Genomic DNA, 16,405 nt, shown 5'->3' on the forward strand with positions numbered 1-16,405 from the left:
CTCATGAAAAAACGCACAATCACTATTATTGCAGGGGTATTTATTGCCCTGGTCATATTCTTCATTACTAAAGTTAATAAAAGTTCCGCTGCTGAAACCGAAGTGCTTACTGCCGTTAAAGTTGGTCTATTTCGGTCTGAGGTTACAGCAAGTGGTGAGCTCTATGCTAAAAACAGTGTAAACATTTTAGGCCCGGATGGCATGCGGCAAGCGAATATTTGGGAGACTACAATTAGTCATATTATAGACGAAGGAACCGTAGTTGCCAAAGGTGATTATGTAGCACGACTGGATCAATCTGAGCTAGGCCAGCGCATTCAGCAAGCTAATAGTGATTATACTATTAGTTCATCTAAGCTTAAAGAATCTAAGTTAGATACCGCAATGACTCTAAGGAAGGCTAGGGATGAAATGGAGAACATGCTCTTCGAGATTGACAAACAAAAACTGGTTCTAGACAACTCTCAATATGAGCCTCCGGCCACTATTCAAGAGAAGAAAATGGAGTTGGATAGGGCACAAAAAAGGTATAATCAAGCGCAAGAAAACTATAAGCTTCAACTTGAAAAGGCAAAGGCTTCTGTTGAAGCTTCCGAAGCTGAGATGTTGGAAGACCGAAGAAGGGTAGAGTTCCTTCAAGAAATTTCCAATCAATTTGTAATAACGGCTCCAGAGGCTGGAATGCTGATATATAGAAGGGATTGGAGGGGTACAAAGATTGCTCAAGGAGGAAGGGTAGCTTCTTTTGATCCTATTGTAGCAACCTTACCTGACCTTACAAACATGATTTCTAAAACCTACATTAATGAGGTAGATATCAATACAGTGAGTTCTGGGCAATTGGTGGAGATTGGCTTGGACGCCTTTCCAGATAAAAGACTTACTGGGAAAGTTACGAGCGTAGCAAATATGGGGCAGCAGAGGCCTAATTCGGACTCTAAGGTTTTTGAAGTAGTGGTTGAAATTAATGAGTCGGATACCACATTGAGGCCAGGTATGTCTACCAGCAATAAAATTGTGGCTCAAGTTGTTGAAGAAGCCATGTTTATCCCTGTAGAGGCGGTTCATAGCCAAGGAGATTCAATAACATACGTACTTGTAAAAGATGGTTTAGGTATAATTAAGCAAGAGGTTGAATTAGGGATTTCCAATTCCGATCAAGTGATTATAAAGTCAGGGCTTTCGGAAGGTCAAAACGTGTACTTATCAGATCCTTCTGGGGCTGAAGATAAAGTCCTTAGCAGGATATCGAAACAACAGTCTATAGCTCAAAACAGATAATGATGTTAAAGCAGCTATTATCAAATATGGCAATTGCTACGGAAGCAGTATTTGCCAACAGAGTACGTTCGTTGTTAACTGCTTTGGGCATTATTTTCGGAGTTGCAGCAGTAATAGCCATGCTGGCTATAGGTGCTGGAGCGCAACAGGAAATACTGGATCAGATCAAGCTGGTTGGTGTTAATAACATAGTGGTTACACCAATCATAGAACAGTCTGAAGGTGAATTAACTTCTGCTGATGGTGGTGGGCAAGCCCAAGAAGAGAAAAACCTATCCATAGGACTAAATTTTCAAGATGTTGAAAGTATTAAGCGTATTGTACCTGGAATAGAAGAAGTGAGCCCGGAGGTAATCATTGAAACTTCAATTTCAAGAAAGGCTTTTCATAGAAGCTCTAAGTTGGTGGGGGTAGAAAATGCCTACTTTGATATTGCAGCATTTCAGTTGGCTAATGGAAAGTTCTTTAATAAAGAGCATTTCAATTTAGGTAAGCCAGTATGTATTATCGGCAAATCAATAGCGGCAAAGTTTTTTAATGGTGAAGAACCTATTGGAAAGTACCTGAAGGTTGGAAAGCATTGGCTCCAAGTGATAGGTGTGTTAGAAGAAAGGCTTATATCGGAAAAGAGTATTTCTAATCTGGGAATACGAGACTACAATATGGATGTTTACACACCATTAAGTACCGCATTGTTGAGATATGAAAATAGAGCTATGGTGTCTAATGCCGCTATTCAAGAGGCCATGAGAAATAGTATGGGGAATGGTGCCGAGGGCAAAGTTCAGAATTACCATCAGCTAGATAGGTTAGTGATTAAGGTCTCAGATTCTGAAAAGATGAGTTCTATAGCTGAGGTAATCTCTAAGTTATTAAAGCGAAAGCACAGTCAGGTGGTAGACTATGAAATAACCATACCCGAGTTGTTATTGAAGCAACAGCAGCGCACAAAAAATATTTTTAATTATGTACTAGGTGGTATTGCAGGAATCTCTCTTTTGGTGGGAGGAATAGGGATTATGAACATTATGCTGGCCTCAGTTTTAGAACGAATAAAGGAAATAGGTTTAAGACTCGCTATAGGAGCCACCAAGGCAGATATAATCTATCAATTTCTGTTGGAGTCTGTAATGATAAGCTTTAGCGGAGGAATGATTGGCATTATCCTTGGCTTGTCTATAGCAGTAGGTATAAGTAGTTTGGCCGATATTCCAACTTTAGTCCATTTCTCTTCTATTGCCCTATCTTTTGGTGTGGCAGTTACGGTTGGGATTATATTTGGTATAACACCAGCTAAAAGAGCCGCTGAACAAGACCCTATTACTTGTTTAAGATATGAGTAATTGAGTATAGAGATTAGATATTGGTAAGTTGAATTAGTATAAACAAAAAGGCCAGAATCGTAAGAATCTGGCCTTTTACTGTTATATTTTTTTAGTCGAACTACTCAGCGTCTGTAATCAAGTCTTCAGTAGCTTCAACTTGAATTTCTGTAGCTGGAGTAGTTTCAACGTGTCTATCGTCACCATGTCCACCAGTACCGTACATTTCACCCAAGATTGGAGCAATTACTAAACCTACTAAACAAGTAAGTTTGATCAAGATATTCATTGAAGGACCGGAAGTGTCTTTGAATGGATCACCCACTGTATCACCAGTTACGGCTGCTTTGTGAGCATCTGATCCTTTGTAAGTCATTTCTCCATCAATCTCAACACCCGCTTCAAAAGATTTCTTAGCATTATCCCATGCACCACCGGCATTGTTTTGGAAAATAGCCCAAAGTACACCAGAAACGGCTACACCTGCCATATACGAACCTAACGCTTCAGGTCCCATAGCGAATCCGATGATGATAGGGAATACGATTGTGATTGCTCCAGGGAGCATCATTTCTTTAATTGATGCTTTAGTAGAGATTTCCACACACTTGTCGTATTCTGGTTTGCCAGTTCCTTCAAGTATTCCAGGGATTTCCTTGAATTGACGTCTTACTTCTTTAACCATTTCCATTGCTGCTTTACCTACAGATTGCATAGCTAATGCAGAGAAAATTACAGGAACCATTCCACCTATAAATAGAGCCGCAAGTACATCGGCCTTGAAAATGTTGATGCCATCAATACCAGTGAATGTAACGTAAGCAGCAAAAAGGGCAAGGGCGGTTAAAGCCGCAGACGCAATAGCAAAACCTTTTCCGATTGCAGCTGTAGTGTTACCTACTGAATCAAGAATATCAGTTTTAGTCCTAACTTCTTCAGGTAACTCACTCATTTCGGCAATACCACCTGCGTTATCAGCAATTGGACCGAAAGCATCGATAGCTAATTGCATTGCAGTGGTGGCCATCATAGCCGATGCAGCAATACCTACTCCATAAAAACCAGCTAATTCATAAGCACCCCATATAGCTCCAGCAAATAGAATAACTGGTCCGAATGTAGACTTCATGCCTGTAGCTAAGCCAGCAATGATGTTAGTTGCTGCACCAGTAGAAGAGTTTTGAATGATAGACATAACTGGCTTTTTACCTAAACCAGTATAGAATTCAGTCATATAAGAAATTAGTCCACCAACAACTAAACCGACTACAACAGCACCAAATACTCTAACAGAAGTGATTTCAACTATTCCTTCTCCAAAGAGCGACATTTGCATGGTTGCAGGTAGTAACATATCAATTAAGAACCAGCAGGCAATCGCAGTAAGGATTATTGATCCCCAGTTTCCTTTGTTCAATGCAGCCTGAACTTGTGCTTCTTTGGCATTCTCATCCGAAATCTTGATCACTAAAGTTCCTAGGATTGAGAAGATGATACCTGCACCAGCAATAACTAGCGGCAGAAGAATTGGGCCAATTCCACCAAAATCATCAGTAATTGATCCGCCCATGTCTCTGATTACATAGTTACCAAGAACCATAGATGCTAGAACAGTAGCAACATAAGAACCGAATAAGTCAGCACCCATACCAGCTACATCACCCACATTATCACCTACGTTGTCGGCAATAGTGGCTGGGTTTCTAGGGTCGTCTTCCGGAATTCCGGCTTCAACTTTACCTACAAGGTCAGCTCCCACATCGGCTGCTTTAGTGTAAATACCTCCGCCTACACGTGCAAAAAGAGCAATTGACTCAGCACCTAGTGAGAAACCAGCAAGGGCTTCAAGCACAATGGTCATGTCTTCGGTAGTAGTCCATTCTCCACCCATAAAAAATTGGAACAGAAGAATAAACAAAAGGCTGAGCCCAAAAACGGCCAAACCTGCAACACCAAGGCCCATTACGGTACCTCCTGTGAATGATACTTTTAATGCTTTTGCCAAGCTTGTTCTAGCAGCTTGAGTGGTTCTTACGTTAGCAGCAGTGGCTATACGCATACCGATGTTTCCGGCCCAGCCAGAGAAAAATGCTCCAATTACGAAAGCAACAACAATTAACCAGTGAGTAGTGTCTACTACTTGAGAGATGATTCCGAGTAACACGGCAGCTATAACCACAAAAATAGCGAGTACTCTGTATTCAGCACTCAAGAAGGCAAGTGCTCCCTCTCTAATGTGCTTGGCAAGGTCTTGCATTTTTTGGTCACCTGCATCTTGCTTGTTTACCCACTTGGCTTTGATGATCATCACCAATAATCCGATCAGTCCTAGGACAGGAACTGCATAAATAAGATAAGACATAATTAGGTTCTTAGTTTTTTTAAGTCGCACAAAGATAACAGACGACCTCAGAAATGGAAGAAAAAAGAACCTTATTGGCAGGAGGGCTGTAGCAGTAGTTTAACTATTTGAAAATTAAATATTTGAACCGATTAATTGAGCCTTAAATCCTGAGTTTATGGCTTCAGGGAGCCCACTCCGCCATCTATACCAATGGTTTGCCCCGTTACCCAAGAAGCCTTTTCACTTAGTAGAAATACCACCATTTCAGAAAGGTCTTTGGCCTCTCCATACCTGCCTATTGGATGTCTTTTATTGGATGATTCCTTCCTGTCATCGGTAGATAGCAGCTTCTCGGCTAATGGAGTATCGGTAAGAGAAGGAGCTACCATATTTACACGTATTCCATGCATGCTCCATTCTGCCGCTAGTGACTTTCCCAGCCCTTCTACTGCTGCCTTGGCAGTGGCTATGCTAGAATGAAAGTTCATCCCTAATTTGGCGGCCACAGTACTGAAGAGTACCACAGAGGCTGAGTCAGATTTTTTAAGGCTCTTGAATGAAGCCTGAAGAACTCTTATTGCTCCTAATAGGTTGATGTCTAAATCTGACTGAAAGTCTTCAATACTGCTTCGATTAAAAGGCTTCAGATTGATGGTGCCAGGGCAATACACTAAGCCATCGAGTTGTTCAGGAATAAAGTCCAGTTCAGCATTTTTATCAGTAGCATCAAATGAATGATGTTCAAGACCAGAAATTTCAGGATTGCTTCTGGATGCGGAAATTACATTAGCACCTTGGTCTATCAACGCTTGGGCAGTAGCCTTACCAATGCCAGAACTTGCCCCAAAAACTAAAATGGTCTTGTCTTTCATTACTTTTTAGTATTAATGTATCCTAAGAATTCTCTACGTGTAGCCTCTTCTTTAAACTTACCATGGAATTGGGCAGTGACTGTACTGCTGTTAACATCTTTAACACCTCTTGAAGAAACGCATAGGTGTTCTGCATCAATTACCACAGCTACGTCTTCAGTGCCCATTACCTCTTTTAATTCATTGGCAATTTGGACCGTAAGTCTTTCCTGAACCTGAGGCCTTTTGGCATAGTACTCTACAATTCTATTAATCTTGCTTAAGCCAATTACATTGCCTGTAGAAATATATGCAACATGTGCTTTGCCAATAATAGGAACAAAGTGATGCTCGCAGTTAGAGTAGAAAGTGATGTCTTTCTCCACCAACATTTCGTTGTACTTATACTTGTTTTCAAAGAGTGCTACCTTAGGTTTATTAGCAGGATTTAAGCCACTAAAGATCTCCTTGATATACATTTTGGCTACTCGTTTTGGCGTCCCCGATAAGCTGTCATCAGTTAAATCAAGCCCCATTATTTCCATAATGTCTCTAAACTTATCCTCAATAAGGTTCATTTTAAGCTCATCGTCCATATCAAAGGCATCGGCCTTCATAGGAGTATCATAAGAGGTACCCACGTGTTCGTCACCAATCTCTTCCACGGTCAATCCATTAAGCTGGGTACTCAACAAAGTTTCTTTCTGTTTCATATAAAGTTACTTTTAGATCGAACCTAGGTTCAATCTTGTCTCTCAATATATTATAGATCACTACAGCAATATTTTCAGCCGTAGGGTTCAAGTCTTTAAATTCCTCAACATCCAAATTCAAATTTCTGTGGTCGAATTTGTCGGTCACATTGTCCTTGATCATATCACTAAGCACCTTCATGTCATAAACATAGCCAGTGTCAGGGTCTGGTTCTCCCGAAACCTTTATGATTAGCTCATAATTGTGACCGTGATAATATTCATTGTTGCACTTACCAAAAATGGACTCGTTTTTCTCTTTGGACCATTTAGGGTTGTGTAATCGATGAGCAGCATTGAAATGCTCCTTTCTAAAAACCGCTACCTTCATTGAAGTCTTTTTATACTTGAGTAAGAAGTTTGCTTACTACTTTTCTTTATCGTGTACCGAACATTCAGTTATTTAATTTTGTTCAACTTTCTGAAAAATAAATTAAACAAAACTTCAAACGAAGAGGCCATTGAAAAAATCAGATGTCCTAATTATCGGTACTGGCATGGGGGCTTTAACCTCAGCCGTATTACTTGCAAATAAAGGATTAAAAGTTCGGATTATCGAGCAAAATTGGCAACCAGGTGGTTGTACCACTTCATATTGGCGAAAAGGCTATGTTTTTGAGGCTGGAGCAACCACTTTAGTAGGGTTAGGAGAGGGCATGCCCCTACAATATGTACTAGATACGATAGGCCTAAATATTCCGGCTAGGAAGCTAGAGTTACCCATGCAGGTCCACTTAAAGTCGGGAGAAGCAGTAAACAGGTATGAAGATTTAAATCGTTGGGTAGATGAGGCCGAGCGAGTTTTTGGTTATAAAGGGCAGCGGCAGTTTTGGAATGAGTGTTTTGCCATAAGTGATTTTGTTTGGAAGAATTCTTTAGCTCAATTGGCATTTCCGCCCTCTAAGCCAAAAGATTTAATTCAGGCTATCAAGTCAGTTTCATGGAGTCAAGTAGCAAACTTGAAGTATTCCTTTATTTCTGTCGAAGCCTTACTAAGGAAGTACAATCTTCACAAGAATGAATCTTTTGTTCAGTTTGTGAACGAGCAGCTTTTAATTACAGCACAAAATCATATGGAGGAGGTGAATGCTCTTTTTGGTGCCACTGCATTATGCTATACCTGCTATCCTAATTATTATATCGATGGAGGACTACTAAATCTAGTTACTCCACTTGTAGAATATTTGGAGAGCAAGGAAGGGGAGGTAGTTTATCGGCAAGCCGTTACAAGCATTCGAAAGTCTAATAATAAATACTTGATAAGCACTTCTAAAGAGGAATATGAATCCGAATATTTAATTTCTGGAATTCCTATTAATAATACAATAGACCTTTTTGAAGATGAAAAGGTCATAAAGTTGTCATCTAAATTAATGCAATCTAAGGAGTTGAATAGTGCATTTCAGATGGGGATAGGGTTCGTTCCACATAAAAACTTCGACTGTCTACATCATCAAATTCATTTGCCTGATTTACTTCCAGAAACGGGGTCAGCATCTTTTTTTATAAGTCTAAGCCATGCAGAAGATAATTCGAGAGCGGACGAGCCAGGCCATATGGTTATGTCAATAAGTACTCATTCACCAGACCCTGAAAATCACATTATTGATAACCAAAAAGTAGAAGAGGCAATAATTAAGGAACTGGTTAAAAACGACTTTCTTTTAGAGGAGAATATTCGCTTTATGCATTCTTCAAGTCCAAAGTCTTGGGTAAAATGGACAGGCAGAAAATGGGGATTTGTTGGTGGGTATCCACAGTATCTTAAAATTAAGCCGTGGCAAATGCTAGATGCTCGATTAGATGGTCATAAGGCTTACCAAGTAGGAGATACCGTTTACCCTGGTCAAGGAATTCCGGGGGTAACGCTGTCAGGAATTATTGCCGTTGAGAAGATGATGTTGGATTGGGAGAGTAACCTTAGGTAAAAAATCTTTACGAATTGTAGTATGTCTAGTATATTTAACGATGTTTGGAAATAAAGTAACTTTTAAGAGTTTAAGCGCATATCCTATGAAGGTTCAAGTAACTCGTATTTTTTTGGCTTTGATCTGTATTACTATATTCTCATGTAGTAGTGATAATGGGGTTAATCCTCCCGGAGGAGGAAATAGTATAGATCGCATATTTATAGCAGATATAAATGGAGAATCTTTTGCTCCAAACTCTATAACGACTTCTGTTTCAGGGGGATTTATAACAATCTTAGGAGTTATGAATTCGGTTCAAAGTAATATTGAGTTTGAACTGAAGATACCAGAAGATGTAACACCAAATGTTTACAGATATGATGGTACAACTTGGGATGCTTTTTTAGATGTAAACAATTCAAGCTTAGGACAGAATACGTATGTTCCGTTAGAAGCTGAAGGAGATTTAAATATTGTTGTGCACAATAAAACAGACAAGTACATAGAAGCTACATTTGAGTTTAGTGCGAAAAACACAGCAGACGAGACTCTACCTTTAGCAGAAGTAGCAAACGGAACCTTAAAGCTATTCTATTAAGATTAGTTAAAATATTGTAATAGTGAAGAGGGTGTCATTTTGTGACACCTTTTTTTATGGCTGTAGATATTGATCCAGCATTACCTTAATCTAAGGTTTTGGTTTCATTACACTCTACTTTATGAACTGCTGCTCTTTCCTTCTCTCTCAAATCGGCTCCACTTATTGTTCAAATCTAGATTAAAAGGAGGGAAAACCATTAGGTTTAGGTTTAATGAGCCTTGAAGCTACTTCTGCCATCTGAAAAGTATTTGATTGCTGTTTTTAGAAGCAATAGCTGGCTCTGTTTTGGTTTTCTGACAACTCCTCTATGAGTTATGACATCTTGTGACATTCGTTTACTGCACCATGACAAACACACATCTAATTCCACGTTCATTTGAGTAAGAATTCGCTGAAAGGTCAAAACCAGTGAATTTGAAAATAGATCAAAACTCAATCCGATGAGAATCGGAATAAAACAACAAACATGAAAAATCAAATTACAAAAGTACTTGTTGGCCTAATACTATTGGCTAGCGGATTCTTAGCTACTGCAAATGAAAAGGAAAGAGAAATTACACTAAAGACTGCTAAGTCTAAGTCTGTAGTACTTCAAATGAACAATGTAAAAATTGGGACGGAAGTCACATTATGGAACCAAAGTGGAAAGCTGCTTTTTAAGGATCAGGTAGATAATGATACCTACTCTAAAATTTTCAATCTAGACCTGCTTGAAAAAGGAGAGCTAGTGCTAGAAGTAGATAACTCTGAGACTTTAGAGGTTCGCTCTATTAATGTTTCAGAAGGCAGCGCAGAGTTTATTTCATCTAGCGAAAAGGTCTATGCAAAGCCCGTTGTGAGGGTTTCTGAAAATATGATGAAAATTTTCTTACGAGATGATCACAGCGGTTATAAAATGAATATGAAAGATCAGTTTGGTAAGTCGGTGTACAGACAAAGTATTGATAAGTCTAATAGGGGACTGCAACGATACGATGTTTCCAAGTTATCGAAAGGCAAATATGAGATTCAGTTTACTGCAGACGGCAGGAGCTTTTTTCATACAATCATAATTGAGTAAAAGTGCAATCTTACTTAATTGGAGGAATGGCCCCGGTTCTGAAAAGAATCGGGGTTTATTTTTTTTGAGTGACGATTGTTCAATCAAAATGTTTCATTGTATTGATTATGTGACAGTTGTGTTCGGATTTGTACAAATTGAGAAGTTAACGAGTGTTAACGAATTAGTTAAGTTTTTGGTAATGAGTGTTTTATTAATTTCGGCATGCTGATTGGCTATTAAATGGCACAATCGGTTTGGTCACCGGTTAATACAAAACTCGAAATTTAAACAACAAGGTCATGAACTCAATAGTATTAAACAAATGGAACAGCATCAGGACAAAAGTCATATTAACGATTGGTGTTTTGGTAGCTATAGGTGCAACGGCTTTTGCCCATGAAATTGATGGCGCAAAATTGACAAAAGAAGAGGCTCGTCAGCTGATAGATTTAGTTAAGGAAGAGCTAGATGTAAAAGAAGGTACTAAGTCCTTCCTTTTAGATGAAGATGGTTTGCTCGAAGAGGTTTCAACGCTTTCAATCATTAAAATTTACGATGCTAATGATGAGCTATTATTAGAGGCTCCAATTACAAAACTTCGTCAGTATAAAAACAAACATCTACGAAGATTACTAAATGCAAGTGATTTTCTTACTGCATATGGAAATTCTAAATACTATCGATTAGATATTTAAAGTAAAGGTTAGAAATGGAAATCTTAGGGCTGCTGAAAGGTAGCCCTTTTTATTTCTTCTATATGAGCGTACCGAGAAGGAATAAAAAAAGCGAATTCCAAAAAAGGAATTCGCTTTAGCTCTGAGTGCTTTTAAGTACTTCAGATGTTTAGGTTATTCAATGATAAACAACTTTGTGGAACATAACAATACCCTAATTAGAGGTCTTGTAGCAATTATTCTCATTTAAGAGATGGTAATCTTTAAAGTGTATTTGAATAACTATTTTCTGTATGTATAAAAAGATAATATTTTTTAGCAGTGCTCTTCGAACACATCTGCTAAGTGATTACCTATTACTTCAGCAGTTCTGCCTTCAATATGATGTCTCTCTACCATGTGAACTAATTCACCATCCTTGAAAAGAACAACAGAAGGAGAAGAAGGAGGGTAAGGCAAATGATACTCTCTCACTTTTGCAGTGGCCTCTACATCTCCACCAGCGAAAACAGTCATTAAGTTATCAGGTTTTTTATCGGCTAGTTTTAAGCCCATTTTAACACCTGGTCTTGCAGTTCCTGCTGCACAGCCGCATACTGAATTGATCACAATAAGGGTTGTGCCTTTATGGTCTTTAAAATGTTGGTCTACTGCGTCAGCTGTTTTTAACTCGCTAAAACCCGCTTCAGTTAGTTCCTGTCTAAATGGAACTAGTAAATGCTCTGGATACATATTTTATAAGTTTTATGTTTTAAGTTCTAAAGTCTTGGTTCTGCGCTTTAAGTTCTCATGATTGCTGAACATAAAACGTTGAACCTTAAACTAATCTACATGAAGCCAAGCTCTAGTTTAGCCTCTTCAGACATCATGTCCATAGTAAACGGTGGGTCGAAGGTAAGTTCTAACTCTACTTCATTTACTCCATCAATTGCCTTTACTTTTTCCTTCACTTCATCTGGAAGTACTTCTGCTGCTGGGCAAGAAGGAGAGGTGAGGGTCATTAGAATGTAAACATTATTTACTGGGTATACATTGATTTCATAAATCAATCCAAGCTCATATACGTCTACAGGAATTTCAGGGTCATAAACAGTCTTAATTGCTGCTACAACCTCTTCTCTAAGTCCTTCTTTTACACCGTTTTCCATTTTCTATTCATTCAAGTTACAAATTGAAACTCCAGCCGCTGAAATTACAAATTAGCGAGAGCATTTTTTATTGGAGTATCTCCGCTTCTCATAGGAATTACTTCTTTGAAAGAAGACTTTAGGTCTAAAAGACCGAACAGAACCTCGGCAACGTCTTCTATAGGATTCTCCCCATGCTCTTGGACTTTTAATTCTACTTCTCCAGTACCCGCATTTTCAGTGAGCGAACCCGGTTGAAGAATGGTATAGTCTAAGTCCGTATTCTTAATCAGCCATTGGTCAGCATAATGCTTGGCTATCATATAATCATATAAGTCTGCCGAAGTATCCCAGGCAGTTGGCTGAAGAGAATAAATTGTACTTAACATCACATATCTCTTAATTCCAGCCATTTCTGCCGCTTGCATAGATTTAATGGCTCCGTGCAAGTCTACATTCAGAAGATCTTTTCCTCTAGATCCAGATACGAAATAAACCGCTTCTACATCCGATGGTATTTCATTAGATAAATCTTCAGCACTTTTTTCAAGATCTAATGCTATCTGAGAGTAGTTGTTGGCCTCAAAGAGTTTCTCGTCTTTTCTAGTGGTACCAACTACTTGGTGATCAGCCTCGAGTAATTTTGAAGTTAATTTTTGTCCAACTCTTCCTGATGCACCTATTACTAATACTTTCATGTTCTATTTTTTATGGTTCTAGGAATAGATGAAAGATTATGTGGGCCTTGCTTAGTTTGCTTTTGCAGTGTAAGCTAAGCCGTAAATCTTCATCTGTTTAATCATAGCTCCAAGACCATTTGAACGCTGAGTACCAATAAACCTATTCAAACCTACTTTATCGATAAAGAATAGGTCTGCATCAACAATTTCCTGAGGGGTACGGTCAGAAAGAATTCTAACCAATATACTTACTAAGCCCTTTGTGATGGCTGTATTGCTGTCTGCCTTAAAATGGATTTTATCTCCATTGGGTTTGGCGTCTAGCCAAACTTTAGACTGACAGCCTTTAACTATATTATCGTCTGTTTTTTGCTCTTCTTCTAGAGGCTCTAGGGTTTCTCCTAGTTCCATCACATAACCAATAGTCATTTCCATGTCTCCATCGAGCATGGAAAACTCTTCAATTATTTCATTCTGAACTTCTTGAATACTTTGACTCATGGTTTCAGTTTCTTGATGATGTCTTTTAATGCCTCAACGAAAATGTCTATCTCCGCTATGGTGTTATAAACAGAAAAAGAGGCCCTAGTAGTTCCTTCAATGCTGAATCTATCCATTAGAGGTTGTGTGCAGTGGTGTCCTGTTCTTACGGCAACTCCTTTAGCATCCATCCACATCCCTAAATCGAAATGATGAATGCCGTCTACCACAAAGGAGATTACACTTACCTTATTTTGCGCTTGACCTATAATTCTTACTCCCTCAATTTCATTCAATTGAGCAGTAGCATAGGAGAGAAGCTCTTCCTCATAGGCTGCAATGTTCTCTTTTCCTAGGTCATTTATGAAGTCAATAGCTGCTTTAAAAGCCACAACATCGGCTATGTTGGGGGTTCCAGCTTCAAACTTATAAGGGATGTCATTGAAGGTGGTCTTATCAAAAGAAACATCTTTGATCATTTCTCCACCACCTTGGTATGGAGGCATCTTTTCTAGCAGTGAACGCTTACCGTAAAGAATACCAACTCCTGTTGGGCCGTACATTTTATGAGCCGATAGTGCATAGAAGTCTGCATCTAAAGCCTGAACATCTATTGTAAGATGTGATGAGGCTTGTGCCCCATCTATCAATACTTTCGCACCTGCTTCATGAGACATCTTTATAATTTCATGGACAGGGTTGATTGTACCTAGAGAATTAGAAGCATGGTTTACAGCTACCAGTTTGGTTTTATTGGAGAGCATATTACTGAACTCTGCAATATCTAGGTCTCCATTATCTAACACTGGGATAGCTCTAACTCTTGCCCCTTTTTCTTCAGCAATTAACTGCCAAGGAACAATGTTAGAATGATGCTCTAACCCAGAAACGATGATTTCATCGCCTTCATTTAGATATTTTCTTCCCCAAGAAGAGGCTACCAGATTTATAGACTCCGTAGTTCCTTTAGTGAAGATAATCTCTTCAACCTCGTTGGAATTGATGAAAGCCTGTACTGCTTTCCGAGTATCCTCAAAAGCGGTAGTAGACCTTTCTGCCAAAGTATGGATGCCTCGGTGTATATTAGCATTATCTGCAGCATAGTGATGCTCCAAAGCGTTAATTACACTTTGCGGCTTCTGATTGGTTGCGGCATTATCCAAATAAACCAATTGCTTACCATTCACCTTTTGGTGAAGGATAGGGAATTGGCTTCTTATGGCTTCTATATCTAGTGTGTTTGATACTACTGAAGTATCGGACATATTATTTCTCTAATCTGCTAGTAATAATCGCCTCGACATAGGCTTGAATAGGCTCTAACTCGAGGTTTTCGATAACATCGCTGGCAAAAGCATGAAGCAACATTGCCATAGCTCTGTCTTTTTTAATACCTCTGGCCATTAGGTAGAAGAGTGCATCTTTATCTAATTGGCCTGTGGTACATCCGTGTGAACACTTCACATCATCAGCCCAAATTTCTAGCTGAGGTTTGGTGTTTACCGTTGCATCATCTGTTAAAAGAATGTTTTTGTTCGACTGGAAAGCATTTGTTTTCTGGGCGTCTTTACGAACGAAAATCTTTCCGTTAAATACTCCTCTAGACTTATCGTCCATAATGCCTTTGTAAAGCTCATTTGAATAAGCATTTGGCATCATGTGGTCTACAATAGTGTGGTTGTCTACATGAGTTTTACCGTTAAGAAGGTAAAGTCCATTCATATAGGCCTCACAGCCCTCAGCCTCAAGTTTTATATCCAGATTATTTCTAACCATTGCACCGTTTAGGGCCACAGTGTTAGAAGTGAATGTACTGTCTTTGTCTTGAGAAACGTGAATATTGGAAATGTGATAAGATGTATCCGTATCGTTTTCAATCTTGTAGAATTTGGCATTTGCACCAGTAGCTACGCTGATCTCATTTACAATATTGCTAAAGCCTGGTTCGGCACCTAAAGTGTCAACTTTTTCAATTACCGTAACCTTGGCATTCGCCCCAACCTCAATGAGGTTTTTGGCATGAATGTCTGAAGATTTTGTATTGATGTATTGAACGAAAACAGGCTTTGAAACTTCACTATTTGCGGAAATCTCTAAAACAGTTCCTTCATTAGCTAAAAGGCTATTCATAGCTACGAAGGCATCTTCTGTACTCTTTGAAAGCTTATCGAAAAGCTTGCCAGCAAGCTGATTGTTTTCTTGAATAGCTGCAGAAAGAGGGGAGAAGCTAATTCCGCTTTCTGTTACTTCGTCAGAAAATTCTGAGTTGAACTCTCCGTTAATGAAAGTCAGGTAGTAAGCGTCTAATCCTTCAATTCTTAATTTCTCAACATCTTCTTTCGAAACTGAAACACGCTCAGTGTTCATTTCGAAGCTTATGTTTTTCTCTAAGGCTTTTGTAAGGTTGGTGAATTTGTACTCCTCTGCTTTTGCATGAGGTAGTCCGTTTTCTACCAAGTGATTCAGTGCCTTCTGACGAACATCTGCAATAGTAGAATTGCTGGTTAGTTCTTGCTTAGAGGCCTCAAATCGCTCAGAGAGTTTGTCTATGATTGATTGTCCTGCGAATTTCTTCATCTTAAACTGCCGCTTCAGCTTCTTCTTTAATCCAGTCGTAACCTTTTTCTTCTAGCTCTAGTGCCAACTCTTTGCCGCCAGACTTTACAATTCTTCCTTTATAAAGAACATGTACATAATCTGGAACAATGTAGTCTAGCAGTCTTTGGTAATGAGTTACTACAATGGTGGCATTGTCTTTAGATTTCAATGCATTTACACCGTTAGAAACAATTCTTAAAGCGTCAATATCTAGCCCTGAGTCGGTCTCATCTAGAATAGCCAACTTTGGTTCCAACATTGCCATTTGGAAGATCTCATTTCTTTTCTTCTCACCACCAGAGAAGCCTTCATTAAGAGATCTGCTTAGAAGAGATTGATCAATTTCTACCAGCTTCATTTTCTCCTTCATCAGCTTTAAGAAAGAAACTGCATCAAGGGCTTTTTCGCCTTTGTGCTCTCTTACCTGATTGATAGCCGTTTTCATGAAATTGGTAGTGCTTACTCCTGGTATTTCAACAGGGTACTGAAAAGCCAAGAAAACACCTTCTCTTGCTCTTTCGTCTGCATCCATGTCTAAAAGATCTTTACCATCGAAGTTCACTTCTCCTCCAGTTACTTCGTAGTCTTCTCTTCCTGCTAAAACTGAAGCTAATGTACTTTTACCAGAGCCGTTTGGCCCCATAATGGCGTGTACTTCACCTGGTTTTACTTCAAGGTTGATACCTCTAAGGATTTCCTTCTCCTCAATTCTAGCTTGTAGGTTTTTTATTGATAACATATAT

At 39.0% G+C, this 16,405-nt stretch carries 17 protein-coding genes; 6 read left to right on the forward strand and 11 right to left on the reverse strand.

The features are described from left to right. Nucleotides 1–3: 3 nt before the first annotated feature. Nucleotides 4–1,281 (forward strand): efflux RND transporter periplasmic adaptor subunit, encoded by a 1,278-nt coding sequence (locus T7867_RS13305; protein WP_068223582.1) that lies wholly within the window; start codon nt 4–6, stop codon nt 1,279–1,281. Nucleotides 1,282–1,307: 26 nt separating this feature from the next. Then, a complete protein-coding gene (locus tag T7867_RS13310; RefSeq protein ID WP_245660260.1) occupies nt 1,308–2,624 on the forward strand; it encodes an ABC transporter permease in 1,317 nt (438 codons plus the stop codon). A 100-nt stretch (nt 2,625–2,724) separates the two neighbouring features. Here T7867_RS13310 and T7867_RS13315 read toward each other — a convergent pair whose 3' ends face one another. From T7867_RS13315 to T7867_RS13330, 4 genes are all read right to left on the reverse strand, one after another. Beyond that, nucleotides 2,725–4,965, reverse strand: coding sequence for a sodium-translocating pyrophosphatase (locus tag T7867_RS13315; protein WP_084375724.1), 2,241 nt, complete (start codon nt 4,963–4,965; stop codon nt 2,725–2,727). Between the two features lie 155 nt (nt 4,966–5,120). Next, nucleotides 5,121–5,819: an SDR family NAD(P)-dependent oxidoreductase gene (locus T7867_RS13320; RefSeq protein ID WP_068223579.1), complete on the reverse strand. Its 699-nt coding sequence runs from the start codon at nt 5,817–5,819 to the stop codon at nt 5,121–5,123. Next, nucleotides 5,819–6,511 carry a GTP cyclohydrolase I FolE gene (gene folE / locus T7867_RS13325; RefSeq protein WP_068223576.1) on the reverse strand — a complete coding sequence of 231 codons (693 nt, stop codon included), beginning with the start codon at nt 6,509–6,511 and terminating at the stop codon, nt 5,819–5,821. The genes T7867_RS13320 and folE overlap by 1 nt, the downstream gene beginning before the upstream one ends. Further along, on the reverse strand, nt 6,474–6,881 hold the full coding sequence (locus T7867_RS13330) for a 6-pyruvoyl trahydropterin synthase family protein (protein ID WP_068223573.1): 408 nt from the start codon (nt 6,879–6,881) through the stop codon (nt 6,474–6,476). The genes folE and T7867_RS13330 overlap by 38 nt, the downstream gene beginning before the upstream one ends. Before the next feature lie 130 nt (nt 6,882–7,011). On the opposite strand from T7867_RS13330, the gene T7867_RS13335 reads away from it, so the two are divergent. From T7867_RS13335 to T7867_RS13350, 4 genes are all read left to right on the forward strand, one after another. Next, the gene (locus tag T7867_RS13335; protein ID WP_157717691.1) at nt 7,012–8,478 is read left to right on the forward strand and encodes a phytoene desaturase family protein; all 1,467 of its coding nucleotides are present in this window, start codon (nt 7,012–7,014) and stop codon (nt 8,476–8,478) included. A gap of 85 nt (nt 8,479–8,563) precedes the next feature. Beyond that, nucleotides 8,564–9,058 (forward strand): hypothetical protein, encoded by a 495-nt coding sequence (locus tag T7867_RS13340; protein WP_157717690.1) that lies wholly within the window; start codon nt 8,564–8,566, stop codon nt 9,056–9,058. A gap of 469 nt (nt 9,059–9,527) precedes the next feature. After that, entirely contained in the window at nt 9,528–10,121 is a 594-nt protein-coding gene (locus T7867_RS13345; RefSeq protein WP_068223564.1) for a hypothetical protein, read from the forward strand. Between the two features lie 281 nt (nt 10,122–10,402). Continuing rightward, complete coding sequence (locus tag T7867_RS13350; protein WP_068223561.1) at nt 10,403–10,798, forward strand: hypothetical protein; 396 nt, start codon at nt 10,403–10,405, stop codon at nt 10,796–10,798. A gap of 294 nt (nt 10,799–11,092) precedes the next feature. Here T7867_RS13350 and T7867_RS13355 read toward each other — a convergent pair whose 3' ends face one another. From T7867_RS13355 to sufC, 7 genes are all read right to left on the reverse strand, one after another. Continuing rightward, a complete protein-coding gene (locus tag T7867_RS13355; RefSeq protein ID WP_068223559.1) occupies nt 11,093–11,509 on the reverse strand; it encodes a BrxA/BrxB family bacilliredoxin in 417 nt (138 codons plus the stop codon). Nucleotides 11,510–11,604: 95 nt separating this feature from the next. Next, complete coding sequence (locus T7867_RS13360; RefSeq protein WP_068223556.1) at nt 11,605–11,925, reverse strand: SUF system Fe-S cluster assembly protein; 321 nt, start codon at nt 11,923–11,925, stop codon at nt 11,605–11,607. A 44-nt stretch (nt 11,926–11,969) separates the two neighbouring features. After that, nucleotides 11,970–12,602: an NAD(P)H-binding protein gene (locus T7867_RS13365; RefSeq protein ID WP_068223553.1), complete on the reverse strand. Its 633-nt coding sequence runs from the start codon at nt 12,600–12,602 to the stop codon at nt 11,970–11,972. Between the two features lie 51 nt (nt 12,603–12,653). Continuing rightward, nucleotides 12,654–13,085, reverse strand: a complete 432-nt coding sequence (locus tag T7867_RS13370; RefSeq protein ID WP_068223550.1) for a SufE family protein — start codon at nt 13,083–13,085, stop codon at nt 12,654–12,656. Next, the gene (locus T7867_RS13375; RefSeq protein ID WP_068223547.1) at nt 13,082–14,329 is read right to left on the reverse strand and encodes a cysteine desulfurase; all 1,248 of its coding nucleotides are present in this window, start codon (nt 14,327–14,329) and stop codon (nt 13,082–13,084) included. Before T7867_RS13375 ends, T7867_RS13370 begins: the two co-directional genes overlap by 4 nt. 1 nt (nt 14,330) lies before the next feature. Continuing rightward, nucleotides 14,331–15,641: a Fe-S cluster assembly protein SufD gene (gene sufD, locus T7867_RS13380; protein ID WP_068223544.1), complete on the reverse strand. Its 1,311-nt coding sequence runs from the start codon at nt 15,639–15,641 to the stop codon at nt 14,331–14,333. A gap of 1 nt (nt 15,642) precedes the next feature. After that, on the reverse strand, nt 15,643–16,401 hold the full coding sequence (gene sufC, locus T7867_RS13385) for a Fe-S cluster assembly ATPase SufC (RefSeq protein ID WP_068223541.1): 759 nt from the start codon (nt 16,399–16,401) through the stop codon (nt 15,643–15,645). Nucleotides 16,402–16,405: the final 4 nt, after the last annotated feature.

It is taken from the genome of Roseivirga spongicola (genome assembly GCF_034376045.1).
GTDB lineage: Bacteria > Bacteroidota > Bacteroidia > Cytophagales > Cyclobacteriaceae > Roseivirga > Roseivirga spongicola.

Excerpts from the sequence above, each read along its gene's own strand:
- T7867_RS13315 (WP_084375724.1), bottom strand. The coding sequence starts at position 4,965 with ATGTCTTATCTTATTTATGCAGTTCCTGTCCTAGGACTGATCGGATTA.
- T7867_RS13350 (WP_068223561.1), top strand. The coding sequence starts at position 10,403 with ATGAACTCAATAGTATTAAACAAATGGAACAGCATCAGGACAAAAGTC.
- T7867_RS13365 (WP_068223553.1), bottom strand. The coding sequence starts at position 12,602 with ATGAAAGTATTAGTAATAGGTGCATCAGGAAGAGTTGGACAAAAATTA.
- T7867_RS13340 (WP_157717690.1), top strand. The coding sequence starts at position 8,564 with ATGAAGGTTCAAGTAACTCGTATTTTTTTGGCTTTGATCTGTATTACT.
- sufD (WP_068223544.1), bottom strand. The coding sequence starts at position 15,641 with ATGAAGAAATTCGCAGGACAATCAATCATAGACAAACTCTCTGAGCGA.
- T7867_RS13330 (WP_068223573.1), bottom strand. The coding sequence starts at position 6,881 with ATGAAGGTAGCGGTTTTTAGAAAGGAGCATTTCAATGCTGCTCATCGA.
- T7867_RS13320 (WP_068223579.1), bottom strand. The coding sequence starts at position 5,819 with ATGAAAGACAAGACCATTTTAGTTTTTGGGGCAAGTTCTGGCATTGGT.
- T7867_RS13360 (WP_068223556.1), bottom strand. The coding sequence starts at position 11,925 with ATGGAAAACGGTGTAAAAGAAGGACTTAGAGAAGAGGTTGTAGCAGCA.
- sufC (WP_068223541.1), bottom strand. The coding sequence starts at position 16,401 with ATGTTATCAATAAAAAACCTACAAGCTAGAATTGAGGAGAAGGAAATC.
- T7867_RS13355 (WP_068223559.1), bottom strand. The coding sequence starts at position 11,509 with ATGTATCCAGAGCATTTACTAGTTCCATTTAGACAGGAACTAACTGAA.
- T7867_RS13305 (WP_068223582.1), top strand. The coding sequence starts at position 4 with ATGAAAAAACGCACAATCACTATTATTGCAGGGGTATTTATTGCCCTG.
- T7867_RS13375 (WP_068223547.1), bottom strand. The coding sequence starts at position 14,329 with ATGTCCGATACTTCAGTAGTATCAAACACACTAGATATAGAAGCCATA.
- T7867_RS13310 (WP_245660260.1), top strand. The coding sequence starts at position 1,308 with ATGGCAATTGCTACGGAAGCAGTATTTGCCAACAGAGTACGTTCGTTG.
- T7867_RS13345 (WP_068223564.1), top strand. The coding sequence starts at position 9,528 with ATGAAAAATCAAATTACAAAAGTACTTGTTGGCCTAATACTATTGGCT.
- folE (WP_068223576.1), bottom strand. The coding sequence starts at position 6,511 with ATGAAACAGAAAGAAACTTTGTTGAGTACCCAGCTTAATGGATTGACC.
- T7867_RS13370 (WP_068223550.1), bottom strand. The coding sequence starts at position 13,085 with ATGAGTCAAAGTATTCAAGAAGTTCAGAATGAAATAATTGAAGAGTTT.